This window comes from Streptomyces sp. NPDC002490, from assembly GCF_040296045.1.
Taxonomy (GTDB): Bacteria; Actinomycetota; Actinomycetes; order Streptomycetales; family Streptomycetaceae; genus Streptomyces.
In genome coordinates, this window is record NZ_JBEOWM010000017.1 from 1 (window position 1) to 13048 (window position 13048).

At 74.6% G+C, this 13048-nt stretch carries 9 protein-coding genes and 1 pseudogene; 5 read left to right on the plus strand and 5 right to left on the minus strand.

Translation table 11 applies throughout. The annotated features are described in order from the left end of the window. The 3 genes and pseudogenes from ABT092_RS13295 to ABT092_RS13305 form a co-directional block, all read left to right on the plus strand. A pseudogene (locus ABT092_RS13295) lies at positions 1-94 on the plus strand (lipoyl(octanoyl) transferase LipB); the annotation flags it as partial. Positions 95-135: 41 nt separating this feature from the next. After that, the gene (pepN, locus tag ABT092_RS13300; protein WP_351243110.1) at positions 136-2727 is read left to right on the plus strand and encodes an aminopeptidase N; all 2592 of its coding nucleotides are present in this window, start codon (positions 136-138) and stop codon (positions 2725-2727) included. A 265-nt stretch (positions 2728-2992) separates the two neighbouring features. Beyond that, positions 2993-4165 (plus strand): hypothetical protein, encoded by a 1173-nt coding sequence (locus ABT092_RS13305; protein ID WP_351243112.1) that lies wholly within the window; start codon positions 2993-2995, stop codon positions 4163-4165. A 26-nt stretch (positions 4166-4191) separates the two neighbouring features. Here ABT092_RS13305 and ABT092_RS13310 read toward each other — a convergent pair whose 3' ends face one another. Beyond that, positions 4192-4635, minus strand: coding sequence for an NUDIX hydrolase (locus ABT092_RS13310; RefSeq protein ID WP_351243114.1), 444 nt, complete (start codon positions 4633-4635; stop codon positions 4192-4194). A gap of 352 nt (positions 4636-4987) precedes the next feature. Here ABT092_RS13310 and ABT092_RS13315 point away from each other — a divergent pair, with 352 nt between their 5' ends. Then, on the plus strand, positions 4988-8317 hold the full coding sequence (locus ABT092_RS13315) for a S8 family serine peptidase (RefSeq protein ID WP_351243116.1): 3330 nt from the start codon (positions 4988-4990) through the stop codon (positions 8315-8317). Positions 8318-8384: 67 nt separating this feature from the next. On the opposite strand, the gene ABT092_RS13320 is transcribed toward ABT092_RS13315, so the two are convergent. Both ABT092_RS13320 and ABT092_RS13325 read right to left on the minus strand, forming a co-directional pair. Then, entirely contained in the window at positions 8385-9173 is a 789-nt protein-coding gene (locus ABT092_RS13320; RefSeq protein ID WP_351243118.1) for a hypothetical protein, read from the minus strand. After that, on the minus strand, positions 9174-9680 hold the full coding sequence (locus tag ABT092_RS13325) for an RNA polymerase sigma factor (RefSeq protein ID WP_351243120.1): 507 nt from the start codon (positions 9678-9680) through the stop codon (positions 9174-9176). It lies immediately after the preceding gene. Between the two features lie 516 nt (positions 9681-10196). On the opposite strand from ABT092_RS13325, the gene ABT092_RS13330 reads away from it, so the two are divergent. After that, complete coding sequence (locus ABT092_RS13330) at positions 10197-11234, plus strand: aspartate-semialdehyde dehydrogenase (RefSeq protein WP_351243122.1); 1038 nt, start codon at positions 10197-10199, stop codon at positions 11232-11234. 57 nt (positions 11235-11291) lie between these two features. Here the strand turns inward: ABT092_RS13330 and ABT092_RS13335 are convergent, their stop codons facing one another. Then, a complete protein-coding gene (locus ABT092_RS13335; RefSeq protein ID WP_351243125.1) occupies positions 11292-11624 on the minus strand; it encodes an SCO4225 family membrane protein in 333 nt (110 codons plus the stop codon). Positions 11625-11713: 89 nt separating this feature from the next. After that, positions 11714-12928, minus strand: coding sequence for an MFS transporter (locus tag ABT092_RS13340; protein WP_351243127.1), 1215 nt, complete (start codon positions 12926-12928; stop codon positions 11714-11716). Positions 12929-13048: the final 120 nt, after the last annotated feature.

A 13048-nucleotide genomic window follows, 5' to 3' on the forward strand; every position in this document is an offset into this window, starting at 1 on the left:
CGCCCGCTTCGCCGACGAGGTCCCGGACACCTGCCTGCTGCTGGAACACCCGCCCGTCTACACCGCAGGGCGGCGCACCGAGGACAGCGAGCGCCGACGGACGCCGGGTTCCGCGAGTCACAAGGGAGTGCCGCAGTGCCCGGTGAGAACCTGTCCCGCGACGAGGCCCGCGAGCGGGCCGCGCTGTTGTCCGTCGACGGCTACGAGGTCGCGCTCGACCTGCGCTCCGCGATCGGAGCCGGCAGCGCCGACGACGGGGACGGTCCGCGGACCTTCCGCTCGGTCACCACGATCCGGTTCCGCTGCGCGGAGCCGGGCGCCACCAGCTTCGCCGACCTGGTCGCCCCGCGAGTCAGCGCGGTCTCGCTGAACGGCCGGGACCTCGATCCGGGTGCGGTCTTCGACGGCGCCCGGATCGTCCTGGAGGACCTGGCCGCGGAGAACGAACTGGTCGTCGACGCCCGGTGCGCCTACAGCCGCACCGGCGAGGGCATGCACCGCTTCGTCGACCCGGAGGACGGCGAGGTCTACCTCTACACCCAGTACGAGCCGGCGGACGCGCGCCGGGTGTTCGCCAACTTCGAGCAGCCGGACCTGAAGGCCCCGTACCGCTTCGAGGTGGTCGCCCCCGACGACTGGACGGTGTGGGGCAACGGGGTCGGGGAGAAGGCGGACGGCGTCTGGCGCTTCGCGGAGACCAAGGCGATCTCCACCTACATCACGGCGGTCGTCGCCGGCCCGTACCACCACGTCACCGACCACTACACGCGCGCCCTCCCGGACGGCAGCACGCTGGAGATCCCGCTCGGCGCGATGTGCCGCAAGGGCCTCGCCAAGCACTTCGACGCCGACGACGTGTTCCTGGTGACCAAGCAGGGCCTGGACTTCTTCCACGACCACTTCGACTACCCGTACCCGTTCGGGAAGTACGACCAGGCGTTCGTCCCCGAGTACAACCTGGGGGCGATGGAGAACCCGGGCCTGGTGACGTTCCGCGAGGAGTACATCTTCCGCGGGAGGGTCACCCGGGCCGCCTACGAGCGGCGGGCCAACGTCATCCTGCACGAGATGGCGCACATGTGGTTCGGCGACCTGGTCACCATGCGCTGGTGGGACGACCTGTGGCTGAAGGAGTCGTTCGCCGACTTCATGGGCACCTTCTCGATGGTCGGGGCCACCCGCTTCACCAACGGCTGGGTGACCTTCGCCAACAACCGCAAGGCGTGGGCGTACCGCGCCGACCAGCTCCCCTCCACCCACCCGGTCACGGCGGACATCCGGGACCTGGAGGACGCCAAGCTCAACTTCGACGGCATCACCTACGCCAAGGGCGCCGCCGTGCTCAAGCAGTTGGTGGCCTACGCGGGGCAGAACGCGTTCCTGGAGGGCGCCCGGCGCTACTTCAAGCGGCACGCGTACGGCAACACCGGGCTCGGCGACCTGCTGGCCGTGCTGGAGGAGACCTCGGGCCGGGACATGACCGCCTGGTCGCGGGCCTGGCTCCAGACCGCCGGCGTCAACACGCTCACCCCGCAGGTGCTGTTGGACGCGCACGGGCGGATCACCGAGCTGGCGGTCCTCCAGGAGGCCCCGGAGGCGTACCCGACGCTCAGACCGCACCGGGTCGCGCTCGGGCTGTACGCGCGCGAGGACGCCAGCGGGGACCTGGTGCGCTACGCCCGCGCGGAGGTCGACGTGGACGGGCCGCGCACCCTGGTGGGCTCGCTGGTGGGCGAGCGCGCGCCGGAACTGGTACTGGTCAACGACGACGACCTGACGTACTGCAAGATCCGGTTCGACGAGAACTCGCTGGTGACGCTGCGGGAACGGCTCGGTTCGCTGACCGATCCGCTGGCGCGGGCGTTGTGCTGGTCGGCGATGTGGAACCTCACCCGGGACGCGGTGGCACCGGCACGGGACTTCGTGGACCTGGTGCTGCGGTTCGCCGGGCGGGAGACCGACATCGGCGTCCTCCAGATGCTGCACGCCTGGGCGCTGTCGGCGGTCACGCACTACGCGGCGCCCGAGTGGCGCGAGGAGGGCGCGCGGCTGCTCGCCGAAGGCGCCCTGCGGGAGCTGCGGATCGCCGAGCCGGGCAGCGAACACCAGCTGTCCTGGGCGCGCTTCCTGGCCGCGACGGCCGGGAGCGAGAACGACCTGGGCCTGCTGACCGGGTTGTTGGACGGCACCGCGCGGATCGACGGGCTGGAGGTCGACCAGGAGCTGCGGTGGACGTTCCTGGAGCCGCTGGCCGCGCACGGGGTGGCCGGCGAGGGCGTGATCGCCGCCGAACTGGCCCGGGACGACACGGCCTCGGGCAAGCGGCACCAGGTGCGCTGTCTGGCGGCCCGACCGCTGACCGAGGTCAAGGCCCGGGCGTGGGCGGACCTGGTGGAGTCGGACCGGTTGTCGAACGCGCTGGTGGAGGCGACCGTCGCCGGCTTCAACCAGCCCTCGCAGCGGGAGCTGCTCGCCCCGTACGCCGAGCGGTACTTCGCCGCGATCGAGGGGCTGTGGGCCGAGCGTTCCATCCAGATCGGGATGGACCTGGTGCGCGGGCTGTTCCCGGCCCTCCAGGGCGACCGGGCGACCCTGGACGCGGCGGACGCCTGGCTGACCGCCCACGAGGGGGCGCCGCCGGCGCTGCGGCGCCTGGTCTCCGAGTCCCGCGACGACCTCGCGCGCGCCCTGCGCGGGCAGGAGTGCGACCGGATCGCCGCCGGCTGACGACCGGCGGGGGCCGCCCCGCCGCCGAGCCCCGCGCCCCCGGCCGTACGCGCCGGGGGCGCGGGGCTCGGTGCGTCCGGTGCCGAGTGCGCCGTCTCCCGCGCCCCGGCGCAGTGCCCTCGCCGCTGCGAACTCGCGCCGGCTGGACGGGGGGTGAAGGTTTCAGCAGGTGAACGCCCACTCTTTCGGGCGAAGTTGTCCTGGAATGTCGATGAAGCGGCACGGCGGACGAGTGACCCCGTCCGAGGTGGGCAGATTGCGGGACATGAACCACAATGCCCCGCTCTTCGGTCGCCCCGGCCGCCCCCGCAGCATCCCGCGCCCCTCGCTCCCTCCCGACCTCCGGGACCTCCGTGACGTGCGGCTGCGCGTCATGAGCCTGCCCCAACTCCGGGCGCACGGCGTCTCCGCCGCCGAGACCAGCGCGCGCTGCCGCCCGGGGGGCGCCTGGCAGCAGCACCTGCCCGGCGTGTACCTCCTGCACCAGGGGCCGCCCACCGGCGAGGAACGCCTGCACGGGGCACTGCTGTACGCCGGGCGCCCCACCGCCTCCGGCACCGTCCTGCCCGCCCAGCCGGCGGCCCGGGGGTACGGCGCCCCCTCCGGTCGGCTCGGCCCGACGGACCCCGGGGGCGGCTCCGGAGAGGGGACGGGCGAGGCGCCCTCCCCCTACCGCGACGCGATGATCACCGGCTTGGCCGCGCTCGCCCTGCACGGCTTCGCCGCGGCCCCCTCCCTGCTCGCCCTCGACCGGCTCGACGTCCTGGTGCCCCGCACCCGCCGACTGCGCTCCGTCCCCGGGGTGCGGCTGGTGCGCAGCGCGGCGCTGCCCCGGGCCCAGCAGATCACCGGGGTGCCGGTGGCGCCGGTGCCCCGGGCCCTGACCGATGCGGTGGCCGCGCTCGGCGATTCGCCCTCGGTCCGGCTGCTGCTCACCGAGGCGGTGCGCACCCGGCACTGCGAACCGGGCGCGGTGGTCAGCGAGTTGAACCACGCCCGGCTGTTGAGCCGACCGCACGTGGTGGACGCGGTGGACTCGCTGCTCGCCGAGGGGCGGGCGATCGCGGAGGACCGGCTCTACCGGATGGTGAGCGCGCACGGGCTGCCCGCGCCGATCTGGAACGTCGACCTCCGGCTGTCGGACGGGCCCCCGTTGGGCGGGGTCGACGCGTACTGGCCGGAACACGCCGTGGCGGTGGAGTTGGACACCCGTCCGCCGCGCCCCGGGGCGCGCCCCCAGGACCCGGCCGAGCGCGCGGAGTGGGCCCGCTGCGCCCGCAAGCGGGAGCGGTTGGAGGAGTGCGGGATCACCGTCGTCCACATCACCCCGCGCAAGTTGCGGGACGGCGCGGAGCAGCAGGCCACGGTGGTGCGGAGCGCGCTGTTGAACGCGGCCGGGCGGGAGCCGGCCGCCCGGGTGGTCGTGCTGCCCCGCTGACGCCCCGGGCAAGGGCGGCCGCGCGGTCAGCGACCGACCGGGGGCCGTTCGCGCCACAGTCGGAGCGCGTGGTCCACCAGGGGCGCCCGGGTCAGTTCGGGCACCTCCGCCAACGGGTACCAGGCGGCGCGGTCGGTCGAACCGCCCACCTCGTCGCGGAGTTCGCCCCCGGTCACCTCGGCGGTGTAGAGGACGCGCAGGGCGTGGAAGTCGGCGTGCCGCCCGAGCGGCCTGGGGTCACGGGGGTTGCGGTACGAGTCGACGCCCAGCAGGGCGCGCGGCGCGACCGTGTAGCCCGTCTCCTCGGTCACCTCGCGGACCACCGTGTCGTAGGGGTCCTCGCCGTGCTCCATGCCGCCGCCGGGGAGCATCCAGCTGCGGGTGCCGTCCCGGGCCACCCAACGGGCCAGCAGGAGGCGGTCGTCGTGGACGCAGACGGCATAGGCGGCGACTCTCAGGATGTTCTGCATCCGTCCCACGGTACGGACCAGACCCCCGGGCCCGACCGGTCCGCACGCTCCGACCAGCACGAACAGCCCCAACAAATGCGGCTATCACCTGCTATGCACGCCATGGCGTATGGCGGAAGTACGCCATGGGCACGACACAGTTCGGGCGCCCCTCCCCAAACGACGGCCCGGTACGTAAAGCTGAGCGGTCATCCGACTTCGACATCCGGAACACCTCCGGAACCGGTCGGTCACCAAGACGATCGTTCCGGGTGCACCGTCCCGTCCGCGCGCCCCCAGGGCCCCGCGGGCACGGGACCGTACGACGCCCGGAACGGGCACCCCCATCCACTCCGACACCCACAGGGATGAGATGACCCCCACCCCCAACGCGGCGCCCGGCTCCGGTGCCAGACGCGCCGCGCGCATAGCCGTGGCCGCGGGCCTCGTGGCAGCGCTGTCCGCGGCCGGTCCCCTGCCGTCGAGCTTCGCGGCCCCCGGCGGCGACCCCGCTCCGGTGGACGCGCCCGTCAAGCCGGCGGACGCCAAGCTCGGTTCCGCCGACGTGGAGCTGCTCGCCGAGGCCAAGGCCGAGGGCGAGAAGAACGTCACCATGATGATCGCGACCAAGCCCGGGGCGACGGAGCAGGTCAGGGACCAGCTCGACGCCGTCAAGGGCGGCTCGGTGGCCCGTGCGCACGACAAGCTCGGCTACGTCCGGGCCACCGTGCCGACCGCCCGGGCCGAGTCCGCGATCGCGGCGGCGGCGAAGCTGCCCTCGGTGCAGGGCATCGACCTGCGTCACGAGATCCAGCTGGACGACCCCTCCCCCAACGGCGGCGCCAAGGGGACGACGGGTGGTCGGGCCCCGGGCAGCCACCCCGCGCCGGACGCCACCACCCCCGCCAAGAACCCGTACAACCCGTCCTTCGAGACCGGCGCCGTGGACTTCGTGCGCCAGAACCCGAAGGCGGACGGGCGCGGCATCACCATCGGCGTCATCGACTCCGGGGTCGACCTGGGCCACCCGGCGCTCCAGAAGACCACCACCGGCGAGCGCAAGATCGTCGACTGGGTCACCGGGACCGACCCGATCCTGGACGGCGACGGCACCTGGCGGCGGATGAACACGACCGCCACCGGGCCGTCGTTCTCCTACCTGAACACCACCTGGACCGCGCCCGCGGGCGACCACAAGGTCAGCCTGTTCCGGGAGGACGTCACCCTCACCGGCGACGCCAAGGGGGACCTGAACCGCGACGGCGACACCACCGACGCCTGGGGCGTGCTCTACGACCCGGCCGCCGGCACCGTCCGCATCGACCTCAACGGCAACCGGGACTTCACCGACGACGAGGCGCTGAAGCCGTACAAGGACGGCTTCCAGATCGGGTACTTCGGCACCGACGACCCGGCGACCGAGATCGCCGAGCGGGTGCCGTTCGTCGTCGAGATCCGCAAGGACGTGCCGACCGACCCCTACGGCGGCGACTGGATCGGCAAGAAGGCCGACTTCGTCAACATCGGCATCATCGAGGGCGACCACGGGACCCACGTGGCCGGCATCGCCGCCGCCAACAGCCTGTTCGGCGGCCGGATGAACGGGGCGGCGCCCGGCGCCAAGCTGGTCTCCTCGCGCGCCTGTTCCTGGGGCGGCGGCTGCACCAACATCGCGCTGACCGAGGGCATGATCGACCTCGTCGTCAACCGCGGGGTGGACATCGTCAACATGTCCATCGGCGGACTGCCCCCGATGAACGACGGCAACAACGCGCGCGCCGAGCTCTACGCCCGGCTGATCGACACCTACGGCGTGCAGCTCGTCATCGCAGCGGGCAACGACGGTCCCGGCGTCAACACCATCGGCGACCCCGGCCTGGTCGACAAGGTCATCTCGGTCGGCGCGACGATCTCCAAGGAGACCTGGGCCGCCAACTACGGCTCCGGGGTCCGCAAGGCGTACGGGATGATCCCGTTCTCCTCCCGCGGCCCGCGCGAGGACGGCGGCTTCGCGCCGATCATCTCGGCGCCCGGCGCGGCCATCAACACCACCCAGACCTGGACCCCCGGCGGCCCGGTCGCCGAGGCCGGCTACCAGCTGCCGCCCGGCTACTCGATGCTCCAGGGCACCTCGATGGCCTCCCCGCAGGCCGCCGGCGCCTCGGCGCTGCTGCTCTCCGCGGCCAAGCAGCGGGGCATCGCGCTGCCCCCGGCCACCCTGCGCACCGCGCTGACCTCCACCGCCCAGCAGATCCGCGGCGAGCAGGCGCACGCCCAGGGCACCGGTCTGATCGACGTGGTCGACGCCTGGAAGTCCATCCGGCGCGGCGCCACCGCGCACCAGTACGCGGTGCAGGCCCCGGTCGACACCGCCCTGGACCAGGGGCTCAAGACCCCGGGCTTCGGCACCGGGCTCTACGACCGCGAGGGCGGCCTGAAGAAGGGCCAGCGCAAGACCTACGACGTGGTCGTCACCCGCACCACCGGCCCCGACCGTCCGGTCCGGCACGAGCTGGAGCTGGAGAACAACCACCGGGGCACCTTCCGCATCGTCGGCGACGACGAGGTGCGACTGCCCCTGAACCAGCCCGTCACGGTGCAGGTGCAGGCCCGCCCCACCTCGGACGGCGTGCACAGCGCGATCCTGGAGGTCGACGACCCGCGCACCGAGGGCACCGACCACCAGGTGATGTCGACGGTGGTGGTCTCCACCCCGATCGCCGAGCCCTCCTCGACCTTCTCGGCCTCCGGCGTCTCGACCCGCAACGGCCACCGGTCGTACTTCCTGACGGTGCCCGAGGGCGCCAAGAGCCTGGAGGTCAAGCTGAGCGGGCTGGCCGACAAGAGCCAGACCCGGTTCATCTCGCTGCACCCGTACGGCGTGCAGATGGAGGACTCCAGCACGATCTTCTGCTACGCCAACTACGAGCACCCGCTCAACCAGTGCCGTTCGGACCTGCGCTCCTACGCCAACCCGACGCCGGGCGTGTGGGAGATCGAGGTCGAGTCGCGGCGCACCTCGCCGCTGCTGGACAACCCGTACCGGCTGGACGTGACGGTGCTCGGCGCCTCCTTCGACCCGGCCGTGAAGACGCTGCCGGAGGCCAAGGCCGGCGTGAAGACCCCGGTGGACTGGACGGTCACCAACGGGTTCGCCGCCCTCCGCGGCAAGCTGGCGGGCGGTCCGCTGAGCTCCGTCGCGTCCGACCGGCCGACGATCGGGCACCACGGGGTCAGCACCTTCTACGTCACCGTGCCGGAGGGCGCGAGCCGACTGGACGCCTCCATCGGCAACCCCTCCAACCCCCGTGCCGACCTGGACCTGTTCGTCTACCGCGGTGAGGGCACCACCCCCGTCGCGCAGAAGGCGGACGGCGACTCGGAGGAGGCCGTCTCGCTGCGCAACCCGGCCGCCGGCACCTACCGCGTCGAGGTGGAGGGCTACTCCGTCCCGGGCGGCGACGGCACCACCGCGTACGACTACCTCGACCTGTTCGTGGCGCCCGCGCTGGGCTCGGTCACGGTCGACGAGACCCGGACGATCCCGCTCGGCCCGGGCGACAGCGCCCCGGTGGCGGCCGAGTTCGTGGCCAACGCGCCCACGGCCGAAGGCCGTGAGCTCCGCGGTGACGTCCGGCTGCTGAACGAGCGCGGCACCGTCACCGGCATCGGCAGCGTGCAGGTGGGCAAGGTCACCCCGTAACGCTCGACGGCAGGTGCCCGCGGGGCCGGTACGCACGCGCGTACCGGCCCCGTCGTCGTGCGGAGGGTCACCCGCACCCGCCGTCCGCCGCCCCGGTCAGGGCGGCGCGCGCCCGGACCAGTTCGACGCCGGTGACCCAGTGGGCGGGGTCCCCCGCCCCGTCCTCGGGGAGGAAGACCAGCACCCGCTGGCCCACCTGAGGCACGGCGCCCCGCTCGCGCTCCGCCTCGAAGGCCAGCCGCGCCGGGCCGCGCCGGGGCTTGTAGCTGTGCGACACCTCCAGGGTGACCCGCGCCCCGGTGCCGTCCGGGCGGGGGACCGAGCGGGTGACCGTGCCCTCGGCGACCCGTCGGGCGCAGGCCAGGAGGTCGCCCGCCGAGCGCTGTTCGCGGGCGGCCGGTGCCTCCACCGCCTCCGGCACGGCGCTCTTGTCGTGCACCGAGCCGCCGGTGAGCCCGCCGCCCGTCAGCCAGCCGGCGCCCAGCACCAGGGCCGCCACGCAGGCGGTGACCGCGAGGGCCGGGCCGCGACCGACCCGGACCGCCCGGCGACCGGGCGGGCGGCGGCTGCCGCCGCGGGTGCGGGGCCGGCCGCCGGGGGCGCCCCCGGCGGCCCGCGCCGGGCGGTCGGCCGGGCGGTCCGGTGCCTCGCCGAGGGCGTCGCCCAGCAGGTGCATCCGGGTGCGGAGCGCCGAGAGGTCGGCGAGGGCGGCACGGTGCGCGGCGACCCGCTCCGGGTCGGCCGCGGCCCCGGGGGGGAGCGGTTCGTCCAGCAGCGCGGCCATCAGCGCCTCGTCCCACGCCTCGCCGCCCGGGTCCTCGGCGTCCTCGGGAGGCAGTTGTGCCCCGGCCACCATTCAGACCACCCCGTCCTCGTGCAGGAGCGCCCGCAGCGCCCGTACCGCCGTGTACAGCCGGCTCTTCACGGTGCCCTCCGCGATGCCGAGCCGGTCGGCGATCTCCCGCACCGGCAGGTCGGCGTAGAACCGCAGCACCACCACCTGGCGCTGCGGGGCGGGCAGCGCGTCCAGTCCCGTGGCCAGGGCCACCGAGAGCACCCGGACCTCCTCGCCGCCGGTCCCCTCTTCCTCGGTCCGCAGGGCGGCCAGGCGCTCGCCGACGCGCTCCTGGCGACGGCGGGAGCGGTGCCAGTCCACCGCGAGGTTGGAGGCGACGACGGCCGCCCAGGCCGCCGGGTCCCGAGGGGCCTCCTGGCCCTTCGCCGTGCGTTCGAGCAGCCGCAGCCTGACCTGCTGCACCCCGTCCGGCAGGTCGGACTGCGGCACTCCGCCGAGCGCCAGGATCGCGCGCACCCGACGCTCCAGGGGCGCATCGAGCGGGTCCGCGGCGGACCGGGCGGTCACCGCCCGGGGCCGGGCAGGACCGGCCGCGCCGCCTCCCCCGCGGAGCGCGACCGCGTCCCCGCGCGCACCGGCCGCCGCGGACCGCCTCCGCTCCCCCGTCGACGGGTCCTCGGGGGCCGCGGCACGGACCGTTCCCCCCGGGCCCCCGTTCTCCTTCCGGTCCCGTCGCCGCAGCAAGGACACCGCTCCCTCCCCAGGCACCGGGCCGCCCCCGGCGGGGGCGGCCCGTGTCCCCCCTACGACGCCGGAGCGGCCCGAAACGTTCGGTGTGGATTCCCCGGGCCCGGGAACGGTCCCCGGTGCGCGCCCGGCGTCCCGGCCCTCGGAACGTCGGCCCGTGGATTGGACACGCGGGACGGGAAGGGACGCATCATGGAACCGTGAACCGTCCTCGTACGTCGCCAGACGTGTACGTACAGGGTTGAAACACCCCATATCACCCGTACAGCGCAGTACGGACGTCGAAGTACGTCCGGGCAGCACTCCCGCCCGGACAGAGCACCAGAAGGAGTCACCGTGAGGATCGGAATCGTCGGAGCCACCGGTCAGGTGGGCACGGTCATGCGCAAGGTGCTCGCCGAGCGGGACTTCCCGGTCAGCGAGCTGCGGCTGTTCGCCTCGGCGCGCTCCGCCGGCTCCACGGTCGACTGGAAGGGCGCCCCGATCACCGTCGAGGACGCGTCCACCGCCGACTACAGCGGTCTGGACATCGTGCTGTTCTCCGCCGGCGGCGCCACCTCCCGCGCGCTCGCCGAGAAGGTCGCCGGCCAGGGCGCCGTGGTGATCGACAACTCCTCCGCGTGGCGGCGCGACCCGGAGGTGCCGCTGGTGGTCTCCGAGGTCAACCCGCACGCCATCGCCGACCGCCCCAAGGGGATCATCGCCAACCCCAACTGCACCACCATGGCCGCCATGCCCGTGCTGCGTCCGCTGCACGAGGAGGCCGGGCTGGAGGCCCTCGTCGTCTCCACCTACCAGGCGGTGTCCGGGTCCGGGCTGGCCGGCGTCGCCGAACTGCACGGACAGGTGCAGAAGGTCGTCGCCGAGGCGGACCGGCTCACCCACGACGGCGAGGCCGTCGACTTCCCCGAGCCCGGGGTGTACCAGCGGCCCATCGCGTTCAACGTGGTCCCGCTCGCCGGCAGCATCGTGGACGACGGCTCCCAGGAGACCGACGAGGAGCAGAAGCTGCGCCACGAGTCGCGGAAGATCCTCGAGCTCCCCGAGCTGAAGGTCGCCGGCACCTGCGTGCGGGTGCCCGTGTTCACGGGCCACTCGCTCCAGGTCAACGCGCGCTTCGCCCGGCCGCTGGGCGTCGAGCGGGCCCGCGAGGTGCTGGGCGGGGCGCCCGGGGTGGCTCTCTCGGAGATCCCGACGCCCCTCCAGGCCGCCGGCGGCGACGTCTCGTACGTGGGCCGCATCCGCGCCGACGAGACCGTCGAGCACGGGCTGTCGCTCTTCCTCTCCGGGGACAACCTCCGCAAGGGCGCCGCGCTGAACGCGGTGCAGATCGCGGAGCTCGTCGCCGCCGAGCTGCGCGCCGCCCGCGGCTGACCCCGCGCCGTCCGCGCCCGCCGGGACCGTTCCGGGTCCCGGCGGGCGCGGCGCGCGTCAGCCGTGCTGCGGCCGGGCGGTGTTCCTGCGGTACGGGCGCCCCACCGCGCGCCCGAGGAGGCCGAGCGCGAACGACTGGACCAGGGCGCAGACCCCCAGCCCGAGGAGCAGCGCCCAGAACGGTGCCTCGTGCCACACCGTCATGCCGATCCCGGCCGCGACCAGGGAGGCGGGGGCGGTGACGAAGGCCGGCCACACCCAGACGAACCCCGGGTCGGAGGCGAACAGGGTCACACCGGTGGCGAACAGGACGCTGCCGCCGAAGACCGCGAGGTACGCGGCCGAGACGGGGTTGGTGACGGCCAGGCGGACGAAGGTGCGTGCGTTCACGGGCACTCCTTGGAAGCGGCTGCTGCCTCCAGCATCGAACGCCCGAGCGCCCCGGTCCTGAGTACCCGTACCCAGATCGCCCCCGTGGTTCATCCCGGTTCCGCGGGGTGCCGGCCCGCGGCGGCGAGGAGGAGCACGGCCAGCGCCGCCCCCGCCGTCGCCCCGGTGAGCAGCGGCACGACGGACACCCCGGCGAGGTCCGCGCAGACGCCGCCCGCCGCCGCGCCCAGTGCGATCGCCGCGTTGAACACGCCCGCGCAGAGCCCGGACGCCGCCTCCCTGGCCCGCGCGCCGGTCACCGAGTCCGCGACCCAGCCCTGCGCCGAGACCGACAGGCCCCCGTAGCCGAACCCCCACACCACCAGCAGCGCCACCGGCAGCGCCGCCCCGCCGGAGGCCACGGCCAGCGGCGGCACCGTGACCAGGAGCACCGCCGCCACCCCGAGCAGCGCCCGGCGCGCCGAGCGCCCGGCGACCGCGCCGCCGGCGAAGTTGCCCGCCACTCCGGCCGCCCCGTAGCAGAACAGCAGGGCGCCGACCGCCCCGGGCGTGATCCCGTCCACCCGTTCCAGCAGGGGTCTCACGTAGGTGTAGGCCGCGAAGTGCCCGGTCACCAGCAGGGCGACGAGGGCCATCCCGGTCCGCAGCGCGGGCAGCCGCAGCAGCGCCGCCATCTCCCGGGGGCGGACCGCGGCCTCGGTGGGCAGCGGCGGCAGCAGCACCGCGTGCACCACGGCGACCAGTGCGGCGAGCACCCCGACCGCCGCGAACGCCCAGCGCCAGTGGGCGACCTCGCCGACCAGCGCGCCGGCCGGGACCCCCAGCACCGAGGCGAGCGCGATCCCGCTGAAGACGACGGCGGTGGCCCGGCCGGCCGCGTCCGCGGGCACCAGGCGGTGGGCGAGGGCGGCGGCGATGGTCCACACCCCGGCGATGCAGACGCCCACCGCGACCCGGGCCGTCAGCAGCACCCCGTAGGAGGGGGCGAGCGCGCTCGCGGCGTTGGCCAGCGCCAGCAGTGCCATCAGTCCGCAGAGCAGGACCCGGCGGTCGTGGCGGCCCGCGAGGGCGGGGAACGCCGGCGCGACCAGCGCGGCGACGAGGCCCGGCAGGGTGACGGCGAGCCCGGCGGCGCCCTCCGAGACGCCGAGTCCCGCACCGAGCGGGCTGAGCAGGCCGACCGGCAGCATCTCCGTGGTGACGACGGTGAAGGTGGCGGCGGCGGTGGCGGCCACGGCGGCGCGGCCCCGCGCCGGGGACGACGGATGCGCGGCGGACGGCGGCCCGCCGAGGTCAGTGGTCATGCCCCGAGGCTCCGCGCGGCCACCCCTTCGAACAACGGCGCGGGACGGCCCCCGGACGGGACCCGGCCGCGGTGTCCCCGCGCCGCCGGCCCGGGCACGGTCCGGGGAACCGGGTGGTCA

Bases quoted from the DNA above. Each gene is read 5' to 3' on its own strand.
- ABT092_RS13320 (WP_351243118.1), bottom strand. From the start codon at position 9,173: ATGGTGGCCGGGGCACAACTGCCTCCCGAGGACGCCGAGGACCCGGGC.
- ABT092_RS13310 (WP_351243114.1), bottom strand. From the start codon at position 4,635: ATGCAGAACATCCTGAGAGTCGCCGCCTATGCCGTCTGCGTCCACGAC.
- ABT092_RS13315 (WP_351243116.1), top strand. From the start codon at position 4,988: ATGACCCCCACCCCCAACGCGGCGCCCGGCTCCGGTGCCAGACGCGCC.
- ABT092_RS13340 (WP_351243127.1), bottom strand. From the start codon at position 12,928: ATGACCACTGACCTCGGCGGGCCGCCGTCCGCCGCGCATCCGTCGTCC.
- ABT092_RS13305 (WP_351243112.1), top strand. From the start codon at position 2,993: ATGAACCACAATGCCCCGCTCTTCGGTCGCCCCGGCCGCCCCCGCAGC.